Source organism: Exiguobacterium sp. LL15 (assembly GCF_024436095.1).
Taxonomy (GTDB): domain Bacteria; phylum Bacillota; class Bacilli; order Exiguobacteriales; family Exiguobacteriaceae; genus Exiguobacterium_A; species Exiguobacterium_A indicum.
Map to the genome: position 1 here is coordinate 1,525,000 of NZ_JANFNX010000001.1, position 19,630 is coordinate 1,544,629.

Annotated in this window: 32 protein-coding genes; 5 read left to right on the top strand and 27 right to left on the bottom strand. The window is 41.4% G+C overall.

Annotation, left to right across the window (positions count from 1 at the left end; all coding sequences use genetic code 11):
* Positions 1-142 precede the first annotated feature (142 nt).
* Entirely contained in the window at positions 143-367 is a 225-nt protein-coding gene (relB, locus tag NOM72_RS07935; protein WP_255998624.1) for a type II toxin-antitoxin system RelB family antitoxin, read from the top strand.
* A gap of 249 nt (positions 368-616) precedes the next feature.
* Here relB and NOM72_RS07940 read toward each other — a convergent pair whose 3' ends face one another.
* The 7 genes from NOM72_RS07940 to NOM72_RS07970 all read right to left on the bottom strand — a co-directional run bounded on the left by NOM72_RS07940 (position 617) and on the right by NOM72_RS07970 (position 4,624).
* Positions 617-1,300: a hypothetical protein gene (locus tag NOM72_RS07940; protein ID WP_255998626.1), complete on the bottom strand. Its 684-nt coding sequence runs from the start codon at positions 1,298-1,300 to the stop codon at positions 617-619.
* A gap of 105 nt (positions 1,301-1,405) precedes the next feature.
* The gene (locus NOM72_RS07945; protein ID WP_064300013.1) at positions 1,406-1,711 is read right to left on the bottom strand and encodes a hypothetical protein; all 306 of its coding nucleotides are present in this window, start codon (positions 1,709-1,711) and stop codon (positions 1,406-1,408) included.
* A gap of 91 nt (positions 1,712-1,802) precedes the next feature.
* Positions 1,803-2,372 carry a suppressor of fused domain protein gene (locus NOM72_RS07950; protein ID WP_255998628.1) on the bottom strand — a complete coding sequence of 190 codons (570 nt, stop codon included), beginning with the start codon at positions 2,370-2,372 and terminating at the stop codon, positions 1,803-1,805.
* Positions 2,373-2,439: 67 nt separating this feature from the next.
* Entirely contained in the window at positions 2,440-2,628 is a 189-nt protein-coding gene (locus NOM72_RS07955; RefSeq protein ID WP_255998630.1) for a hypothetical protein, read from the bottom strand.
* Positions 2,629-2,717: 89 nt separating this feature from the next.
* On the bottom strand, positions 2,718-3,128 hold the full coding sequence (locus NOM72_RS07960) for a hypothetical protein (protein WP_255998632.1): 411 nt from the start codon (positions 3,126-3,128) through the stop codon (positions 2,718-2,720).
* Between the two features lie 23 nt (positions 3,129-3,151).
* On the bottom strand, positions 3,152-3,853 hold the full coding sequence (locus NOM72_RS07965) for a hypothetical protein (protein ID WP_255998634.1): 702 nt from the start codon (positions 3,851-3,853) through the stop codon (positions 3,152-3,154).
* A gap of 63 nt (positions 3,854-3,916) precedes the next feature.
* Positions 3,917-4,624, bottom strand: coding sequence for a hypothetical protein (locus NOM72_RS07970; RefSeq protein WP_255998636.1), 708 nt, complete (start codon positions 4,622-4,624; stop codon positions 3,917-3,919).
* Positions 4,625-4,711: 87 nt separating this feature from the next.
* Here NOM72_RS07970 and NOM72_RS07975 point away from each other — a divergent pair, with 87 nt between their 5' ends.
* On the top strand, positions 4,712-5,134 hold the full coding sequence (locus tag NOM72_RS07975; protein WP_255998637.1) for a hypothetical protein: 423 nt from the start codon (positions 4,712-4,714) through the stop codon (positions 5,132-5,134).
* A gap of 92 nt (positions 5,135-5,226) precedes the next feature.
* On the opposite strand, the gene NOM72_RS07980 is transcribed toward NOM72_RS07975, so the two are convergent.
* Genes NOM72_RS07980 through NOM72_RS07995 form a run of 4 tightly spaced genes read right to left on the bottom strand, consistent with a single transcriptional unit; the run spans position 5,227 to position 7,187 of the window.
* Positions 5,227-5,607, bottom strand: coding sequence for a DUF5412 family protein (locus NOM72_RS07980; protein WP_255998640.1), 381 nt, complete (start codon positions 5,605-5,607; stop codon positions 5,227-5,229).
* A gap of 44 nt (positions 5,608-5,651) precedes the next feature.
* Positions 5,652-6,047, bottom strand: coding sequence for a hypothetical protein (locus NOM72_RS07985; protein ID WP_255998642.1), 396 nt, complete (start codon positions 6,045-6,047; stop codon positions 5,652-5,654).
* Between the two features lie 38 nt (positions 6,048-6,085).
* On the bottom strand, positions 6,086-6,739 hold the full coding sequence (locus NOM72_RS07990) for a hypothetical protein (protein WP_255998644.1): 654 nt from the start codon (positions 6,737-6,739) through the stop codon (positions 6,086-6,088).
* Positions 6,723-7,187 carry a hypothetical protein gene (locus tag NOM72_RS07995; RefSeq protein ID WP_255998646.1) on the bottom strand — a complete coding sequence of 155 codons (465 nt, stop codon included), beginning with the start codon at positions 7,185-7,187 and terminating at the stop codon, positions 6,723-6,725. The genes NOM72_RS07990 and NOM72_RS07995 overlap by 17 nt, the downstream gene beginning before the upstream one ends.
* A 287-nt stretch (positions 7,188-7,474) precedes the next feature.
* Here NOM72_RS07995 and NOM72_RS08000 point away from each other — a divergent pair, with 287 nt between their 5' ends.
* Positions 7,475-7,978, top strand: a complete 504-nt coding sequence (locus NOM72_RS08000; protein WP_255998648.1) for a DUF2199 domain-containing protein — start codon at positions 7,475-7,477, stop codon at positions 7,976-7,978.
* 37 nt (positions 7,979-8,015) lie between these two features.
* On the opposite strand, the gene NOM72_RS08005 is transcribed toward NOM72_RS08000, so the two are convergent.
* The 15 genes from NOM72_RS08005 to NOM72_RS08075 form a co-directional block, all read right to left on the bottom strand.
* Positions 8,016-8,189, bottom strand: a complete 174-nt coding sequence (locus NOM72_RS08005) for a hypothetical protein (protein WP_255998650.1) — start codon at positions 8,187-8,189, stop codon at positions 8,016-8,018.
* Between the two features lie 294 nt (positions 8,190-8,483).
* Positions 8,484-8,765, bottom strand: a complete 282-nt coding sequence (locus tag NOM72_RS08010) for a hypothetical protein (protein ID WP_255998651.1) — start codon at positions 8,763-8,765, stop codon at positions 8,484-8,486.
* A 48-nt stretch (positions 8,766-8,813) separates the two neighbouring features.
* Positions 8,814-9,248, bottom strand: coding sequence for a hypothetical protein (locus NOM72_RS08015; RefSeq protein ID WP_255998653.1), 435 nt, complete (start codon positions 9,246-9,248; stop codon positions 8,814-8,816).
* A complete protein-coding gene (locus NOM72_RS08020; RefSeq protein ID WP_255998655.1) occupies positions 9,245-9,967 on the bottom strand; it encodes a DUF2716 domain-containing protein in 723 nt (240 codons plus the stop codon). The genes NOM72_RS08015 and NOM72_RS08020 overlap by 4 nt, the downstream gene beginning before the upstream one ends.
* Before the next feature lie 120 nt (positions 9,968-10,087).
* The gene (locus NOM72_RS08025; protein ID WP_255998657.1) at positions 10,088-10,258 is read right to left on the bottom strand and encodes a hypothetical protein; all 171 of its coding nucleotides are present in this window, start codon (positions 10,256-10,258) and stop codon (positions 10,088-10,090) included.
* 21 nt (positions 10,259-10,279) lie between these two features.
* The gene (locus NOM72_RS08030) at positions 10,280-10,666 is read right to left on the bottom strand and encodes a hypothetical protein (protein ID WP_255998659.1); all 387 of its coding nucleotides are present in this window, start codon (positions 10,664-10,666) and stop codon (positions 10,280-10,282) included.
* An 86-nt stretch (positions 10,667-10,752) separates the two neighbouring features.
* A complete protein-coding gene (locus NOM72_RS08035; protein WP_255998661.1) occupies positions 10,753-11,235 on the bottom strand; it encodes a DUF2691 family protein in 483 nt (160 codons plus the stop codon).
* Between the two features lie 22 nt (positions 11,236-11,257).
* Entirely contained in the window at positions 11,258-11,890 is a 633-nt protein-coding gene (locus NOM72_RS08040; protein ID WP_255998663.1) for a hypothetical protein, read from the bottom strand.
* A 15-nt stretch (positions 11,891-11,905) separates the two neighbouring features.
* The gene (locus NOM72_RS08045; RefSeq protein WP_255998665.1) at positions 11,906-12,385 is read right to left on the bottom strand and encodes a hypothetical protein; all 480 of its coding nucleotides are present in this window, start codon (positions 12,383-12,385) and stop codon (positions 11,906-11,908) included.
* Positions 12,386-12,395: 10 nt separating this feature from the next.
* Positions 12,396-13,568, bottom strand: a complete 1,173-nt coding sequence (locus NOM72_RS08050) for an SMI1/KNR4 family protein (protein ID WP_255998667.1) — start codon at positions 13,566-13,568, stop codon at positions 12,396-12,398.
* A 72-nt stretch (positions 13,569-13,640) separates the two neighbouring features.
* The gene (locus NOM72_RS08055; RefSeq protein ID WP_255998669.1) at positions 13,641-14,138 is read right to left on the bottom strand and encodes a hypothetical protein; all 498 of its coding nucleotides are present in this window, start codon (positions 14,136-14,138) and stop codon (positions 13,641-13,643) included.
* A gap of 189 nt (positions 14,139-14,327) precedes the next feature.
* Positions 14,328-14,906: a hypothetical protein gene (locus tag NOM72_RS08060; protein ID WP_255998678.1), complete on the bottom strand. Its 579-nt coding sequence runs from the start codon at positions 14,904-14,906 to the stop codon at positions 14,328-14,330.
* A 45-nt stretch (positions 14,907-14,951) separates the two neighbouring features.
* On the bottom strand, positions 14,952-15,536 hold the full coding sequence (locus NOM72_RS08065; protein ID WP_255998680.1) for a hypothetical protein: 585 nt from the start codon (positions 15,534-15,536) through the stop codon (positions 14,952-14,954).
* A 1-nt stretch (position 15,537) separates the two neighbouring features.
* Positions 15,538-16,260 carry a DUF2750 domain-containing protein gene (locus NOM72_RS08070; RefSeq protein ID WP_255998682.1) on the bottom strand — a complete coding sequence of 241 codons (723 nt, stop codon included), beginning with the start codon at positions 16,258-16,260 and terminating at the stop codon, positions 15,538-15,540.
* A gap of 31 nt (positions 16,261-16,291) precedes the next feature.
* Complete coding sequence (locus NOM72_RS08075; protein ID WP_255998684.1) at positions 16,292-16,831, bottom strand: hypothetical protein; 540 nt, start codon at positions 16,829-16,831, stop codon at positions 16,292-16,294.
* A gap of 623 nt (positions 16,832-17,454) precedes the next feature.
* Here NOM72_RS08075 and NOM72_RS08080 point away from each other — a divergent pair.
* Together NOM72_RS08080 and NOM72_RS08085 are read left to right on the top strand one after the other, a co-directional pair.
* The gene (locus NOM72_RS08080; RefSeq protein WP_058265341.1) at positions 17,455-17,841 is read left to right on the top strand and encodes a hypothetical protein; all 387 of its coding nucleotides are present in this window, start codon (positions 17,455-17,457) and stop codon (positions 17,839-17,841) included.
* A gap of 269 nt (positions 17,842-18,110) precedes the next feature.
* A complete protein-coding gene (locus NOM72_RS08085) occupies positions 18,111-18,392 on the top strand; it encodes a hypothetical protein (protein ID WP_023468046.1) in 282 nt (93 codons plus the stop codon).
* Positions 18,393-18,803: 411 nt separating this feature from the next.
* Here NOM72_RS08085 and NOM72_RS08090 read toward each other — a convergent pair whose 3' ends face one another.
* A complete protein-coding gene (locus NOM72_RS08090) occupies positions 18,804-19,475 on the bottom strand; it encodes a 5'-methylthioadenosine/S-adenosylhomocysteine nucleosidase family protein (protein WP_255998687.1) in 672 nt (223 codons plus the stop codon).
* Positions 19,476-19,630 lie beyond the last annotated feature (155 nt).

A 19,630-nucleotide genomic window follows, 5' to 3' on the forward strand; every position in this document is an offset into this window, starting at 1 on the left:
CGATACAGTAGCCTTTCTTTTTTCATACTTTTTCATCGTTTTCATACTAGTTATAACAGGTTCAATCCTATTTTAAATCGGTGCCATTTCTAGACTACTTCCGAAATTTGTATTACAATGTATTACAAAGTAGCTGATAATCATGAGTACCATTTCCGTACGTCTGGATGATCAGGATACACGACTCATCAAGGAATATGCGAAGGCAAAGAACATCACGATTTCTACACTCGTTCGCGATGCCGTCCTCGACTGTATCGAAGACGAAATCGATTTACAACTCTATCATGATTCCATGACAACATATCGTAAAAAATCAGAAGCAATCTCTTTCGACGACATGATGAAGGAACTTGATTTAGAATGACAACATATGCGATAGAGTTGCTTTAATAATCCTAAAACAAAGCTCTTTCTTTATGTACTTGAACTATTCTAAATATATAAGACAAATTAAACATCCTCGAAGTAGTCACTTTTAATATGTACTAAACACTACTACTACTGAATTAAAGGATGTAAGCTACACGCATCTAGTATTAAAAAATAGAAGCACACATCTCTTTTACGATGTGTGCTTCTTTGCAATCATAACTAGATTACGCAAGTGAATAGATTAGTTAGAAACATCATCAGGCCAATGAATAGCAATCTCATCAAAAGAAGTTATACTCTCCTCAATTCCTTCCTTATCATTCGAATCTAATGCTTGAATGTCCTCATGTGATAAGATAATAGCTTGAGATGGATTCTCTATTTTCAAGTGATATAGTGTTTCCAAGAGCAACAGCTGTCGTTCCGTGAGTTCGTAGTACTCTTCCCAATATGCCAGTCCAGCTTCGTAACCCGATGCCTGTATTTCTAATAGATTTGATCCCCGATCCATCATTTCTTCGTATTGATGACTAGAAAAAGATTGACGATCACCTCCCCACAAGACAGTAGTGACGACCGGGAGAACGACTCCTTCAATATCATCTAATAGATATTGAAAAGTATCATCTACAGCCATTTTTTGTACTTTTTCTGGAGCTTCGATTAGCAAGTCATTCGCTTCTATAGTCTCTTCAAAAAATTCTTCGTTTCGAAAGCCCGCCACAAAAAAATCCAGTCCAAATGATACTGTTCCTCTACAGCCTTGACCATCATTCGTACTGTAATGATCACCATCCCACGAATGCTCATAAGCAAAATCGGAGTTATTCGCGACAAAGATAGCATGAGCGATTGAAGCGAGTATACATCCCTGCCATATGGTTTGGCGATTCCATCCTGAATCCATGATTTGATTCTTATTCATTCATACCTCCTGTTTTTAAAACAGTTATGGAAATTCTTCTAATTCACTTGAGGAGTTCAAGCATCCACTAGATGATTTACTGTCATTGTGCGATATATCAAAACTTTAGTTAAACTTCTTTCTAACCTTCTGATGATCGTTATTCTCGATTTTTTGGAGTTCTTTCACCCAATCACGGATATCTTCCTCACAGTGCAGATATTCGGTAGGGCTATTGAGTAAGTCCATGCCATACACTGTAGTTAAGCCTTGAAAAACTAAAATATCGTAATCTGTAGTCTCCCATCCTTCTTTATTTTCTAAAACCATCATCCATTTATAAGCCCAATCAGACACTTCTTCTCTAGAAAGTTTATTTTCTAAAACCAATTCTAATTTCGATATGATGTCAGGTATACGAGGCGTCTTCATTTGATCCTCCATTATTCTCTAAACCTTTAGGATTTTCTATCAGATCGTGTATGATCGATGTTCTATCTTTCAAATAGCTATCAATAACCATCTACACGAGTGGTTTACGGTTAAAATCTACTAACTCATCTGTCTCGAACAAAAGATCTTCGAATCGATCTGCTCCATACTTTTCAATATATTTCTCCTCAGATTCAAAAATCGGTACGAACCAGACTGGCAATACGGTATCTGGCTCATTCCCAACATTAGAATCTGTTTCAAATAGGAAGAAGGATTCATCAAAGTACACAGGACTTGTAACATAAACAGAGGAGAACTGATACTTTTCAAATATTCCTTCAGGGAGTGGATAATACTCTGCTGCATCAAATGCACGTCCTGTTCTCATAGCGTATTCAGCCAATTGCCAGAGTAGAAAAATGATCTCATCCTGAACGTCTGGTTGTTCCGCTGACATCATTATTTCTTGATGCATCAGTGAACCGTCTTCCATTTGGAGTGGATGAAAAAGTAATCCAAGGGATGCAATCGTATAGGTCTCCTTGAACGGTGCGTCTTTGAATTTCAAGATTTGGACGTTCTTTTGTTCAAGTTCCTCAATTGGGAATGCTTCCGTGAATTCTCCACAATGCTTTTCTAAATGATCAAGATAATTCATTTAATAAACCTCCGTTTGGGTATCCTTTTAATACTTCTAAATCAATCTGTGATTCCAACATAAATAGTCATTTCGAATTGTCATTGATTTCTTTTAATCGTTCTTCGTATTTGTAAACAGCAGCTATATCCCCACTTGAACCATATGGATTTACGACTGCTTTAGCCTCTTCTTCATCCACAAAAATTTTCTCTCCCCATAAGCCTTTCGTGATGAAATACTCTTCATCATTCGATTCTAAAGTGTCAAATAACAACGGAGTTGAAAATGTTCTTTCTTCTCGATGGCGTCTTCCAGGTTCAATCCATTCCCGATTTTTTATACCATAGTAACCCGTTCGAATGACTATACAAGGTTCAGGATTTTTTTATCTAACTCATGGAGTGAAAGAATTCTTTCTGTTCTAAGATTATAGTATTGGATGTAATCCATAGACTCTAGTTTTCCAGTCTCATGGTTCTCATCTTTAGAGATTCTCATTTCTGCACATCCATACCCTCCAAGTCGAGGTAAAGGAATCGCATAGACAACTCCTGATGATAAATTCCATCGCGAAGGTTTCTTTTTCATACGAATCGAGACGCGTGAAATCAATTGTTGTTCATCTATCCGTGTACTCAATAAGCTATTTAGTCCATGTTCGAGCAGGTAACACCACTCTTCAACAGAAAATTCGTGATCCATCTTTTTTTCGAATTCATAAAGTGTATTTCTTAATTGATTTACATACAGTTCTAGTTGTTCTTTATTCTCCAATGGTTTGTATCCCCGTTAACTTATTATGAATTCTTAAAATCATTCATTATTTTTAATCGTTCTTCATATTTGTATACAGCAGATAAATCACCCCACGTTCCTGAGGGATTGATTACCGCTCGTGCCTTTTCCTCTTCCACAAACATTCTTTCTCCATAAATACCTCGAGTAATGTAGTAGTATTCTTCATCAGAATCTAAGCTAGGTACACTACCAAATAGTAATGGCGTTTCAAACGTTTCTTTTTCTCGATGCCGTTTTCCAAGTACGATCCATTCTCCTTCTGTAATCCCGTAATACCCCGTATCTATGATGATACAAGTCTCAGGATTCTTTTGGTCTAACTCCTGGAGTGAAAAAATCGAGTCTGTCTTGAGATTATAATATTGGATGTAACCCATAGGCTCTATCTTTCCAGTCTCATGATTCTCATCTTGCGAAATTCTCATCTCTGCATATCCATATCCTCCAAGTCGAGGTAACGGAATGGCATAGACAACTCCAGATGTTAGCTTCCAACGAGTAGGCCTTTTTTTCGTTCGAATGGAGAGCTTTGAAATCATTTGCTGTGTGTCTTCACGTGTGCTTAAAAGACTATTTAATCCGTTCTCCAGAAGGTACCGCCATTCCTCAATCGAAAATTTGCGTTCCATCTTCTTTTCGAATTCATAAAGTGTATTTCTTAATTGATTTACATGCTGTTCTAATTGTTCGATCGATTCCATTGTTTTTTATCCTCCTGATCCATTACGCTAAAGATTGTTACTTGATTAGCAGCATCTTTACTTTTAATTGCTGCGTTCATATTCAAAAATCGCCCACGGCAGCCATAAGACTGCTTCTGTCGCCTCGCCTAATTCATTACAATAGTCTGAGTAACGATCCGCTTCTTCGAACGTATGGATTAAACCATGGCTGTTTAGTGAAGTGTTGAATTGATGATCGAAATCGCGTTCCAGTCCGTTACACAAATACGAATGAAATAATCCCGAATCAAATCCTAACACTTCGTACCCGATTTTTTTGGCACCGTCCGTGTCAGGGCTGAGATGTTGTGATACCATTTTTTCTACTCCATAAGGCTCTGAATTTTTACTACTAAAAGCCGCTACATCTTCCAGAAAATCTACTTTAAACTGTTCAGGCAAACCGATGCTGATGATACGTATGACAGGAAGATGATTCAAAAAACGATCTACGAACGTTTGCGCAGCATTTAAGTTAGAGAACACTTGAGGAAACAACATATCTCCTGTCTTCCGATGTTCTTCTATCCATTGTTCGAGTAACTGAAAGGTGGTAAGTGAGAGACCAAGTTGCTCCATATAACGGTCTTTCTTTAATTCCGAGTTTCCCCATAAGATACTGATGTCAGGATAGTGTGTACAGATGCATTCACTTACGGATAGAACGGACTCATGAACAACAGCCTTGTCCATGTATTCTTTTCGAGGAGTTGGCAGAATAAGATAATATCCCGCAGATAGGTAGCTCATAAATTGGCTCCTTTTTATGTAAAATGAATTCAATGAGTGTATGTAATGGATTTGATTCGCTAAATTGAGTAGAAAGGAAATGAAAACATGGATAAAGAACAAGAAAGAGTGCTCGTCCAATCATTTTTTGTCAAGCGCGTTCAAGAGCGCGTTCTACATGAATTGTTCACGCCAAAAAAACGAGATATGGCGCTTCAGCGGTTAGATCACCGATATTTAAGCATGCTGAAGAATGATTATTTGATTGAAATCAAACCACCTAATTCATGGCCAGACGATACGTATGATTTACTGAAGCAGCATGGTGCACCGGATACGTGCTATTGTCTATCAGAAAACGAGCTGATTAGCGGGAAAACGTTACCTCTCCGTGAGGCACTCGAACACGCCATCGGCTTGGGATTCGCCTCGATCATTTCCTGTATTCCAGGCGAATTGGCGTATTTCGAAGCGGAGCAATCTTTCGGTCCACCACCTCGCTATTTGTTGAAGAAACCGGGCAATCGGTAATCATCATCCGTGCATGCTTGGTTTCTAACAGCTACGCCTCATGATCGCACGCCAAGATTTGTTGAATGCATACCATCATCCTCATGTTCCTCTTAGTCTGCTTCGTATATTCCCTCTCTGAAGTCATACACTTGACTCCATATCTTAATTTTTGTGCCATTGATCGTCACCGTATCCTTCGTCCACTTCACTTCTTTCATTTCGCGACAAGGATACTCCCAGTACATTCTACGCTTTTCTCCGTCCTTGTTCTCCATAATGCCGAGCATCGCATAATCCACCGTCGCGCCACCATTCGCGCGGTAAAAGCGAATCGTGTACGTTTGATCGGGCGAGCTACTTTTTGAGATATACTCTTCTTTTGGTACAACATTGATATCAACCAAGAAAAATAGTCGGTAGATCGTCCACACGACATATATCGAAAGACTTACACCTGCTATGATTCCCGTTATCTTCAGCTTTTTTCTCACTTTTCAAAACTCCAATTTTTATATATTCTTCAACATTCAATCAATCAGTCTCCCCAAAAGCAAATCAACGTATTTTGATAGACCGACGCGATGCACATCCGCTTCAACAATTCTAAAAATTGATGTAGTTCCATGATTCGTTTATCTGATTGATGTATCATCCACGGCTCACTCGCATAATGATTCGCTTGATTCATCATCCACGCTTCCTTCGGTGTGCAATAGCGTTGAATAAGCAGCTCGCAAATTCCAATCAACTCGTTCACTTCTCTCGCTCTAAACAACTTATCGCCGTAAGGATCGAGATCAATCAAGAGGTCACAGCGATTGGAGGTACTTGCGAATTCTTCTCTTAAAAAGCGTTGGACGTGGCTCGGAAATGGGAGAATCTCTTTTTCGTTTTCTGATACTTCTTTTAGAGTCATACTGATCCCAAACATGATCGTCCTCCTTTACATCATCCGTGCGGATATCAATCCTAGTATTCGATGCCTTCTCCTTTAGGAAGAAATGCTTTTACCTTGTCCTCACTATCAAAACAAGCTTCATTCGAAAATAGATAGTAGCCCATGAAATCATGCTCCATCGTGATGAATGACATCTCTTTCGTCGCATGAATGACAGGAACGGTTCGTTCTTTTTTGAAAAACCATCCCTTAATTATTCTCCGCTCAAACGTCAAGAGATTCGTAAAGGATAGGAAGTAAAAATTGTTTTCAGCTGCATACCCGTATGTTTCGTCAAGCAGACGCTCAAGTTCGCTCGTATTGTTTACTTGAAGGCTATAATAAGGACTGCTTTTATCTGGTTGAATTTTTTTATACAATAGACTTTCCTTTTGAAAAAATGGTTCTATTTTTTCATTGATAAGATCACCACCGAACGTAACAAATAGCGGAAAGCGATTTAACCGCATCAGAAAGAGTTTCAATGCTCGATTCGATGCCTCTTGATAACTTCTTGTTTCATCTTCCGGAATACCGTCTATCGAATAGATGAAGTTGATACGTTCAGGTTGATTAATATATAAGCATCTGTCTTTGATCACTTTTGAATGATCCACATGCTTCTCAAAATAGACATCCAACACGTTCTCTCCCCTCTTAACCTCTCTACTACCGCTCGATTTCATCTTCTGGAAACAGTGCTTCTATTTTTTCTAACGCATCGAAACCTGTTTCATTCGAGAAGATCAGGACATTTTCGAAATCAAAGCCGGTTTTAAAAAATGTCGTCGGTTTCGTCATATCGATTACTGGCATTACTCTCTCTTTTTTGATCAACCATCGTCTGACTCTCCTCGTTTCAAACTTCAATACATCAGTGAAAGCAATCAAATAGTAGCCGTTGTTCCTAGCCAATGAAATGGTCTTCGCTAGTATTTGCAATAAGTCAGTCGGTTGATTCACTTCGACGGTCATGTATCTTTCACGCTTAGTGATTAGGATCTCTGTATACGGTAATTGTTTGTGCTTAACCGTAGACAGCAAATCTTCTTTTTCTAAATCAGTCAGTTCATGGGATCCAAAAGTGAGATAGATTGGAAAACGATTTAACCGCGAGAATAATTGAGTCAACACTATTTCGTGCGAGATGATTTCTTCCTCATTGGAATCATAGTTGTAATACTCGAAAGAAAAAATGGATGTGATTCGGTCTTGTCCTTTTAGTGTCAGATGATATTCCTTAATCGTCTTCGCATGATTTTGCTGTTCTTCGATGTAAATGTGCACCTTAATCACCTAACTTTCTCTGGATTGTCACGGTCTCCATCAGGATTCTTTACCAACGGGTGTTACACTACAAGTATGCTCTCTCCTAACGTTCGACAACGAGACATACATAACCCAACTTAGAGGTGATTCCAATGAAAAAACTTATGCCTTGCGCCATCTGTGGCGAACGCCACGACGAACTGCCGACTGAATATGAAACACTCGGACCGGTATACTATGAACAAATGTCTGAGAGAGAGCAAGAGACGAAAAGCGAGATGCATGATACGTGGTGTGTCTTAGAACTGGACGGTCCACATTATTTCGTGAAGGGTATTCTTGAACTCCCGATTGCTGGACAAGACGAACCCTTCTGGTGGATTACATGGGTGAGCCTGAGTCCTGACAACTTCGCTCGCTTCATCGAGAAAAAACGTCCTCGGATTGAGGAGCCGATGTTCGGCTGGTTTTCAAACGATCTACCCGCTTACCCGGATACCGTCAACTTAAAAGTGATGGTCCATGATGAAGGAACCGGTCAACTTCCTTTCTTTGAACTCGAGCCGACGGATCATCCTTTGTCGATCGAATTCTATTCCGAGATGACCCTTGCCCAAGTCCATGCCATCGCAGACATCGTCTATGCACAAGAGTGAACCAAATAAACTGAAGCCGCTGTGGATCAGCGGCTTTTTAGTTTTCACTTTGTTTCGTGATCAACATATACGTTCTTTCAGGAATCTCAATGTCTTCTAACTGATCAAGTGCCAATGATAACGTCATACTTTTCACTTGCGGATAGTACTCTTCCCCAAGCCAACACGTATACAGTTCGAACGATTCACCCTCATCTAAGAACTCGTTCATGAGCGTAAACAGATGACGTAGCTTTTCCTTTGACTCCATTGAAACTAAGGAATCAAAAGGTTCAACGATCTCGATTCCCCAATGACTTGAAATTTCATACACATACCATTTATGAAAATGCCTCGTTTTTACTTCATACAGACGGTCTTCATCCGCAAAACACGGTCCTATATAGAAGGAAGGTGCTTCATCTTCATCGTCCAAATCGAGGTACTGATCAGGAATTTGTCTTTCCATACAGATATATGACGCTAAGCTCATTGTGCTTCCTCCTTATATTTGATGGTTCGATCGTTACTTGAAAGACTTCTCTCCATCGGCTATTTTTCCAAAATGTGCGATCTTTCCATTCGTACAAAAGTGATCGAGCATGCCAAATCGATCCGCTGCATCGCGGGTCACGATGAAGTTATAGGCCGTCATTAACGAGAATTCAGAAATGAAGTCCTCAAGCGTTTGCCGCGCGGGACGTGCATCTCTCGAAAATAATCCTGGCGTGAATTCTTTTCGATTCAGCAAATGCAATAAATGTTCTTCAAATACCGCTTGCCAATTGGAATCGTGCAACGTCATCACGTGAATCGAATCATCATTTTCTAAAACATCCCGACCACAAAAAACGACTTAGACCGGAAACGTGGCATACGGTAAGACCGCATCAAAAAAGTTCTCATATTCTGTCCCTACGTCATCGAGTTCTTCATATGCGACTCCATACATCGAGACACAATCGTTCGTGACTCGGACGATTCCTTGTCCTTGTTTTTGGATAATGAGCGTCACTTCTGCTTTAGTCGCCATTTCCTGCTGTTCGATGACAAGGTGTTCGAGAAATCTTTCAAGCTGTGAGTCGTCGGTCATAATCATGTGAGATCGGACCGTCCAATCTGAAAAATCGTCGATATGTGGATTCTGCTTGAGTGGTCGTTCCAGAAACTTTACTTCAACCGGATACGAATACTGACTCACTTGAAGACGGACGAGGTCTTGCCAATCGTCGCGTGGTAGCAGTTCCCGGAACACATCGATCCAGTCGTTTCGTCGAAATGTCATTTTCATCTTACTCCCCCTCCTCGGATTTCATTCGTAAAACTCTCCGTCCCTTGGAACGCAGAAATCAGATTTTCTCCAAATAACGTGATGCTACTCTCCCACGGGTGACCGAGGTATCCCCAACGGAAATCACGAGCGATGAAAAAGGAATAATCGCCATCTGGAACTGCTGGAATCATCCAGTCTCCTTCTTCGTCTCGAAGAAACGGACGTCTTGGATCAATCCAGTACCCTTGATGATTCCAATCGAGTGCCATGACACGTTCCCCCTCAACAGTCACCTCGGTCAGAATACGCTTTAACGTTTGCTCGATTTCTTCGCGTTTCTCATAATCCACTTCGTATGTAATGAACGGACTCGGGGCATGGTATGAGGAGAAAACTGTCGTACTGGGTGCGAATTGAAATTGTTGATCAATGACGTGCCATATCTTCTCGTCCTCCGCTTGCGTCATCGGAATCCAGCTCCATGGTTTCCCCTCGCCAATCAGTTCGAACGTCGCTCCTTCAGGATGCAGAACGGTGTATTTTTCTCCTTCTTGTACTGCGATTTTCAGTTCGTCCTGTACATCGCGTGCTTTTATTTCTTCAAAGATCAATGAGACGGCTGCTTCGACATCAAGGACGTGGTAAATGATATTCGTTGTGCCGCTGCCGATATCTCCTCCTTCGCAGTAGCCGTTCCCTATATGAAGCAGACCATCATGGATTACTTCTTCCATCATGTGACGTCGCTCGAGCGATGCTTCTTCCTGACCTTTCTCATAAGAAAACTGAACGATCAGTTCCGTATAATCGGTCTCGTTCAGCTCGTGATAGCCTTGACGTTCTAACGACTCGACCAGCTACAAAGTCTGTACACCTAATCGTTTGAAGCTAGAAACGCGCATCTGTTTTACGTTTTCTGCTTTCACCCACGCTCCAACGATTCCTTGGTGCTGAACGATGATGCGTCCCTCTGTATAGATTGTTTGGTAGAGCATATCTGAGCCGTTTTGTTTAATTAGTTGGATCATGATTGGTTTCGTTACCTTCCATCACAATGCGTGCAAGTCATGCTCTTCTATATAACCTAAAAACGACTCTTGCAATTCACCGTCTGTCTCCATGGTCTCGACCGGATCTCCTGCTTCATCGACAAGAACGAGTGCCAATTTCGCTTCAAGCTCAGATCCACTTAATCCTGAACTCCCGTCGATGATGCCAAATACATGGGAAACCGTATCGATGATTGTCTGTTCAATCATCTGCCTCATCCGTTTTTGATCCGCTTCGCTCGACTGCTGGTAAAACGCGATACAGGCAGTATAGGCATTAACACTTGGATCGACTTCTTCTTCGTAGATGTCCTTATAGTCCGCCATACCTTCTTTAACAACCGTTCGATAAACTGCTTGAACGAATTCTTCCAACTCTTGATTCATGATTTTCTCTCCTTCATTAATACCCAGCAGTTCATCCCTCTTGTCTTAAACGCTGAGCGTTTACATCTGTTCGTCAGAACTACTTCTTATTCTGACCATACTGACAAACGGGTGCGAGGATCATTGTCATCTGTCACCCATTCGATTCCGGTATATCCACGTCTCACGGCGTTCTCATAAAATGCTTCGGATACGTGCTGCTCCTTACAATAGATATCGACGTACGTGCAGTCATACACCAAAATCGCGATGTGACAATTGCTTTTCTGAAACCACTCATACGTCATTCCTACTTCTTCAGTCTGACCACTTTGAAATGCAAACAATTCAGCAAAAATCAAGTAATTGCTTGGTCCCCTTAGCCATTTCGCTAATTCATGTCCTGTCGCTTTCTGATCGATTGAAAACTCTTCTAAACTGTCATACAAGTCCCCATCCATGGTTTGGATCGGAAAATCAAAGTTACGAAGAAACCAGTCATACGCGTTCATCTCGATCGCACTTAATATGTCGAGCAAGACACGTCCCGGTTCATTCGGGATTTCAAACGATACGCCACGCAGACTCATCGAATTCCTTCTTTCTACATTGTTATAAGAAGTCTGCCGTATAAAAACACTGTAGTTCCTGTTCTTCACTCGAACTTCCCCACGTGCAGATGGCATAACCTTGTGCGGTCAATGTCGTGACCATCTCGACGACTGGCAAACCTCCACTCTCTGTTAAGCCGATGTCGAGCACCTTATCAAGTAACTCCTGACAGTGTGACGGTCGATCATGATTCGCACAAATAATGGTATACATAGCTGGAGAATCACTAATCATCTCGATGGCTGTTGTGAGCTGTTCGATGCCAAATTCAGCAATCCCAACGTAGTACGGTTCTTTGCCAACTTGGACCGGTACTTCCATTCGGGAGGTGAATCCATCGAGCATCTCTTCTCGTTCGAGCAAACACCACAGCTTGTAGTAATCAAAGATTCTTATGGATTGGAACTGATTTCCGACACACACTACTACATAAAAGCGATAGGTACTCAACGCATGCTTTTGCTTTAGCTCATCACGGAACATCTCACTACTGATTTGTTTGAATTGGACGATGTCTTCTGGAAACAAAAGCATCTCACCGACTACACATAGACAGTGAATTGTTGAACTCGCATCCGCAAGCCATGGAAAGATGCGTGTCGCATCGCTATGCTCTTCAAGATACGTTTTCATGAAGTATCTCCTTTTTCATTCCCATTGACACGTTACGCTTTGATTAGTTTCAAATCGTAGATGTACGAGTTCATTTATTTTGAGATTAGACAGTTTCAGCGCAAATTGAGCTTCATTTGTGTAAGGCAATTCGAATCTGACACCTTCGATTTTTTTCAATAAAAAATATGACCAGTGCTGATTGTATTCATTCTCGGACAGAACATCCCATAACGCATCCTCACAATGATTCGCCTCGTAGACATATAATTTCATGACTGTGTTCTCGGCTATCACGTGTAACCCCGCGAATATAGAAGGATTCGGAATTCGCGGTTTTTGAATGACCAAGGTATAGCCCTCTTTCAGAAAATGATTCAATTGTTCTCGGCTATCCGGAAGCTCCTCTTCGATGACGGAAGCCGGCAGTTCTCTGATGCGAATCGGCAGACCCACCTCATATTCAAAGGGATCTTCGAGTGCGAGTAAGTCTTCACGAGAATAGATTATTTTCATGATATTATCCTCACATTCTTTTATGTAGTGCTTTCAGATTACACGCGCGCCATGCATCACGGATGATATCTTGGAAAGTCGTTGCCTTCGGTTTGAGTTTCAACGTTCTATAATCGAAGCGATAGACGGCTTCGTCTGGACGCTCTTTCAATACCGCATAGTATTCGTCCTGTTTAAACGACAAGCCAAAAAAGAAATACTTGTCACGGATCGCATCGAACTCGGTTAACGCGTATTCATCAAGACTAACCGAGAGATTGTCTTGGATCTCATGCGATAACCCGTTCCAGCTCGTTAGCGGTATACCGTATAAGTTCAACTCTTCGGTAAAACGTACACCGTTACAGACTCGCAAAATATTTTTATACCACTCCGGAATCGCAAAATGATCGATCTCGAATGCTTGGATGCGGGCTTCTGGACAAGGACTCTCCAAGGACACTTGATAGTTTTGGATGGAGGATGAATAATCATACAAATACAGCTTGTGCTCCACCTTCTCACCTTCGATTGGAATACTGTATTTCAAGGATTTTTGATCGTTCACATAAAATAGTCGCATCGCCTGAAGGATATTCGTAAGAAAGACATCGTCTGGTAAAGCAGTGTTCTGATGATTCAGTCGTGGAACTTCAACGTCTTCTAGTGACACGTCTTCCTCGTCATCGTGTTCTTCAAAAGCCTCATGTTCCCCGAGGACGATTGCGATACCTGTCGCGTTACCGTTTTCTCGTCGGACGAGGACTTCATAGTGTCCGTCCCCCATTAACTGAACGGCGACACCGAACGGAAACAGGAAGATCTCGTCTTCCATCATTTCGTCTGAGATTGCGATATAGAACGGGTCGATCTCGTCGTCGAACTCTAGCGTATTTCGAATCTCCCAATCGATGGCTTCCCGTCTCCCGTAATCCGCTGTGTTCATGACGACGAGCTGCGCTGAATCGACGACGACTAGATCGGATAACGGCTCGAAATCGGATGGATCCATCTTCGTTTCTTCATTCATTGTTAGGTAAAGCAAATTGATTGATTCGAACTCATCTTCGTCATAGAAGACCGTCCAAATCGAACCTTGTTCAACTGGAATTGTCACGTTGTATTCTACATCCGGCTCAAGGAAAGCAGGATCCGAGACAATCAAATTCCCTTTGTGACTTATAAACGTGCCTAGTTTTTTCATGGTGTATACCTCTTTCTTAAATATAACGGAGAGGACATTTCCAACTTGCTAATGCCATTGGATTAATCATACTTAATCCTTTGATTCTTGTTGCATCCGCCACTCCATGAATCCGGTGGTTTGCTCTTGCCGGAAACGAGTCCAATACGTTAAGGTTTGATTCCTCTTCTGCCATTCGTTAATACATTCCGATTTCAAAACCGCATCTTCGAGTTGCTCGATTAGTAACCAAGCCTCTGTTAAGGTTGCTGCATCCTCTTCTATTTCTCCTAAATATAAGTCTTCATTGAGATGGTGGAAAGAATACCAAAGTCCATACAAAAGATGATCAATCATTCTCTCGATCGCTAACTGCTCCTGTCTTCCCACTCGCGTAATCGCTTCTTGTAAGTAGATGTAACGGTCATCTTCATCAAAGAAAAGACCATACCAGCGATACGGTCGGACGTCATCCGACATCTCTTTCATCCACTTCTTCAAAGTCGGTTTTAGAAGACGTTCTTTTAGCGGATGAATCAAGAGGAACGAAGCGTCTGTCTCTCCTTCACAGGTAGTCAATGACCCACTCACAAACGTCCGCTGTCGTTCGAAGTATCATGTATCCGCTTCTTCAATGAACCCCTCCATATGTAACAACCACGCTTTGCGCTAGCCTCGTTCTTTCGCAAGAAGAGCACTATGTAAACGTGGTACCTCAGAAACGGCAGGTTCTTGTAATAACTTATCTAGAAGCGACATCTTTCATTTCCTTCTAAAATGTCATTGCTCCACTTTCATTTGTTGTCTCGTTTTTCGAAGATGAAACCAGAGGAGTAAACCCGTTCCAATCGACAGAATCGGAAATAGATGCGGGATATACTGCTCTTGCCGAAAACTGACATGCATTAAGAAATAATCGACGAAACAGATGACACGTAGCCACATCGGAAACTGATCTTTACTAAGAAACGCTAAGAACATCAGAGTGATACCGATACCTAATACAACAAACGGTAATATAGTGAACGGTGTCACGAACTGGAACAGACCGAGACCCAGAAGAAGATAAGCGAGCCAGGACGTCCGGCGGTGAAATTTCTCACGCTCTTTACGTCCGGGTTGCATCCCGTAAATATCATCCTGCCTGTATCCTTCAGCCTGTTTCTCAGCAATCAATTCCTTCAGTCGTCGTTTAGCTTGACGCCGAAATGTATATCGTTCTTCCATTGAATCACTGACATCCTGATCGAGTTTCCATTGTTCGGTGACACCATGATACATCTGGATTGTTCGACCATCCCGGTACATGAACCAGAAATAGATGATGCCATCCACTTGCTTACTGAGCGTGACAATCATTAAATTATCATCCTTATCAATTGAATTGGTCTTCTGTAGCAGTTTTTAAATAGAAGCATGGTTCGGCTGTTCCGCTAGAAAATCCGTTTGATTGTATCTGTTTTGGACATAAAACAACAGGAGTGTACCCGTTCCAATCGCGAAACCAGCGTATAACCCCTCTTGGTATTCAACGTTCATGACACAGCAACTGATGAAACAAACCGTGCGTAGCCAGCCCGGTAAATAGTCTTTACTGAAAACGACCATTCCCATTTGAAGTAGCGCAAGCACTGCGATGATAATTGGAGAGACGAGAAAAGGCATCACTACCAGAAACAAACCGACACTAATCAGCAGAGACGCGAGTCCGATCATTCGACGCTTGAACGCCTGTCTTTTCTTGCGGTTCGGTGTCAGTCCGAATACGTCCTCGAATATGTATCCTTCTGCCTGTTTTTCCGAAATCCACGTATCCATCCGACGTTTCGCTTGATATCGGAACAAGTAGCGCTCTTCCATCGCTTGTTTCATATCCTCCTGATGAATTTCGTTCATGACACCGTGATACGTATACAATTTTCGTCCATCGCGATAGATGAGCCAAACGGCTGTCATTCCATCGACTTGTTTACGAAGCGTCCGAATCATGTTAACCCTCCAGATCTGCTAGGACATCTTCTGGATCCAGCTCAAGTCCGACGAGCTCCGGTCCCCAATCCAAGCCACAATACAGATCGTCGTCAATCATGTTCGGTAACCAACCGTTAATAAACAAGTCTAAATCCAATCGAATCAGATGATAATTCGTCCATTCCTTCGTCTGTAACGCCTTCGCCGCTGCTTCCGTCGAAAAGAATAACAGCACGTCTGTCTCGTCTTGATTCGACGGACAATAGGCCCAGCCCGACTGTTCAAATTTTGATAGACCATAGACAGCTCCCGTTTCAAGAACCGTCTCTAAGAAAAGTTCTGCTTGTTCCGCACTCTGTTCCTTTTGTTGTTCCTTTTCAACGAACGCATTCAACGTCGGTGCTACCGGAAATAGTTCTTGTTCTTCGTGGTCCCATAAGACGATCGTCTCTGTGTCCGGTAACTGATATCCGAGTTCGTCACCTGTTCCGTCACTGGCAATTCGTAAGAAATCGGATGGGTAGTCCTCCGCATCCGTCGTGTTGACACGAACAAGGTCGTCCCATGTCCGCTTGATATACTGCTCGTCCTTGATTGGATGAAATTCCCATTCGCCGATGCTGAATTTATTTTCGTGCTTGTACCTATTTCGTAGTTCTTTCGGAAGCTCGAAGCCAAGTTCTGCTTCTACCTCTTGTAATCTCTCTTCTGTAACGCCTGGTAAACCGATTTGATATGTCATCTATATGACTCCTTCTTATACATTTTTGTCTTTAATTTTTCCGGTTAAAATTCTTGCCTTTGGGATAAAGTCCGGTCAAACGTCTGCCGTAATGAACTTTTGCCTGCCCCATTCGGATTTTCTTCAGATTAAACTGGTCCTTAAAATAATCAATGACGGATTCAACGATATAGGACGGCTCCAAGATATGAAGGACGAATTCGATCGCTTCTGGACCATATTCATCTTCAACAAAATACCCGTTGCCGATTTCAAAAAGAAATTCATTGAGGTTTTCTTCAATGCTCGAACGATGCTCAAAGATGACGTCATACTCTGTATCCTGACAAAAGATCTCGACGACAACTTCGTGGTAATCCGCTTCTTGAACGACCGAGTATCCGTCCTTTTCTTTCTCAGCTACGAGTTCTCGAATGTAGGCATCCAGATTAAAAAAGCGCGAGAACTTTTGCTCGCTCATTGGTTCTTTCAATCTCTCTCCCATGATTCCGTGAAACGTGTAGAGTGTCCGTCCATCCTTCTCGAACAGCCAAAAAAGATTCTGACCGTTCATTGGTTTGATGAGTTGCATATCGTCACACAATCCTTTATGTAATAAGTCAATGAAATTTATAATTTCTCCTAAATAGCTGTTTTCTTAAAAAATCAATTTCTCTACTTCATTATAAAAGTCATAACCATTTATGGGAATTTTTATTTATCATTAAACTCCTCTTCTTTCTAATTAATTCTTATCAGCGTACTCGCTATTAATTTAAATCAAATGTAGTTGATATATTCTATTTTGATTACAATTCAAAATTCAAGATCTTTTATGTCAGCATTATTACGCTCTATACGGTACTTATTCTTTCTTTATGGGTGGAATCGAATGGATACAGTGATCAGTCATTATTCGAAATTCAAGGATGAGATTCTCATCGAAGATTTACATAGTGTATCGTTTGAGGAGCGGCGCTTAGGTGTTGAAATGTAGTAAGACTTCTCTTTGGAAGTCGCTTGCTCGAACTACCACCATTAATGGCTCATCGAAGGAAACTTCTAGGCGTATACTGAAGACGTCATCGAAGCGATCGAACTATAATGTGCCCGTCCCAAGGCACTTCCCTATTTCTCAAGTACGCTACATATGAAGTGTTTCCTTGATGTACACTATCGGTAGTACAAAAACGTGTACTTCGGAGGTGTTCGTACTTGAAAATGAAACGTTTAGCTTTCCTCCTTTTTTCGATCGTTTTCCTAGCGGGATGCAGTGATTACGATCAAGACGGAAATACGACTAGCGAGAAAGCAAAACAGAAATATGATGTAGCTATCAATCAAGTCTTCAAATCTGAAAATCAGTACTTGAAGAAGCAACAGGTTGATCGACAACTAAAGCGAAACACCGGTGACACTGGTGTCATCGTTTATGAGGATCAAGGCCTCATTGAAATCTATTACGACCAATCAGCGGGAGGAGAAAGAGCCATTTATCAGAAAGACGGATCAACTTACGCGCGGAAGACATACACGAAACAAATCAGCCGTAAAATCGATGACTCTGAAAAAAAATACCTTGAGAACATTGGAATCAAGTAACTTTCATCAGACTAGCCCAATTTTTAATTGTTTATATCAAAAAGAGTCGATGACTCTCCTCAAAGAAGAGAATCATCAACCCTTTTTCAAAAATACGATGTCATCGAACTATACTGTCACAAGAAGATTAGAAAATATGGAAAAGAAGTGCGCCAATGAAAGATTGCGTTAGAAACCGATGTAAGTAGTCTGCAGCGTTCCGTTGCATGACTTTTAATTGATCTATTATATAGTTAAGTCAAAAAAAATACGTTTTTGGAGTGATAAAAATGGAAGGTAAGGAAGAAAAATCACCTTATTATCTAAGAAGAATCCCCTTCTTTATTATTTCTTACTTATTTGCACCTTTAGCGTACATCTTACTTTTCATCAAATGGCGTACGTTAGATTCTTCCGTGCGCGATGCGCGACTGATTGTTGCATCACTATTTTTACTACTCTTCATCGTTGATTTTTTTCCAGCTGGTCTATATCAAAACATCGTACTTGCTATCGCTCTCACAGTTGGTTTGTTTATTACCTTTATTGGATTAGGTGGCGGAAAAAAATAGTCGATTAACCGTACGTCCGGATTTATGAACGTCGTTTTGTTCCGAATCCCATCAATCCATTCCATTTTCTATTCTATATCTCCATTTTACCTACTCATTATTTAATATACTTAAACAAATCATTGTAAGAAGGGATCATTCGGATGTGGAAGGCACTCTTGTTTTCTTCCATCTGAATCGGTACCACGATTCCACTTGTGTTAGTTGTCATCTTTACGCATTTCGAACCCTTACTTACTTTTGATACGAGTGGCATCCTCATGTTGATCACAATGGCGATCGGTGCAATTGCTGATTTCTATTTAGCAACTCGTATTTGGACGTGGATCAAACATAAGCTGTACAAACGAAAGCATTACATGTGAAAACGCAGATTATTCGTTCGTCATCGAACAGATAATCTGCGTTTTTTTAGATGAATCGTGCCATATAATCGGAAAAAATTTTTGTCATGACTTTCGGCGTATTCGCGATGTAAATCCGCATCTGTTCAACGTTTGCCTCAACAGCATTTTCTTCCTTCTCTTCGGTCGGAAAATCGGAGATCCCTTTGATGATGATACATTCGATTCCGTTTTTCTGACAGATGTACGCGATTGCCCCCGCTTCCGTATCGGCAATCGTCAATCCGTTATCCCGCAGTTCGATATAGTCGCGCCACATGACGACAGCCCGATCTGCCGTTCCAATCGTTCCGAGATGAAAGTCGTTACCATACTTCGATACATCGAGATTGACGACGAACGAGGGTTTGATCAGTGGTTCAATCTCTTTAACCGTGCAATCATATTGAACAGCACGATCTGGAACGATGATATCAAGTACGTCGTACCTCGGATCAATCCCGGCACACGTTCCAGCAACGATGACCTTCGTCAATGGAAAGCGGAGGATCATATATTGATTCGCACCGATACCGTTTACTTTTCGAACGCCTGTGCTGTAAAACAAGAGCGTTTTCCCATTCATCTCGCGCGTGAAATATTCACCATACGGATAGGTGATTTTTTCTTCAGGTGAGACATGAAAATACGCAAGCGTCGCATCGAACTCCCATCTGGTGGCGATGCTGATTCCGATCATGTCGTATTCCTCCTTTAAGTTCTGCTGCCTAATGTATGTTTTATTTTACGATAACTTATTCTGTTTTGAACTGATTTTCTCCAAAAGATAGCAATTATTATCAAAAAACGTTTCCAGCTCGGGTCTATAATAAAGAGGTAAATAAAACAGAAAAG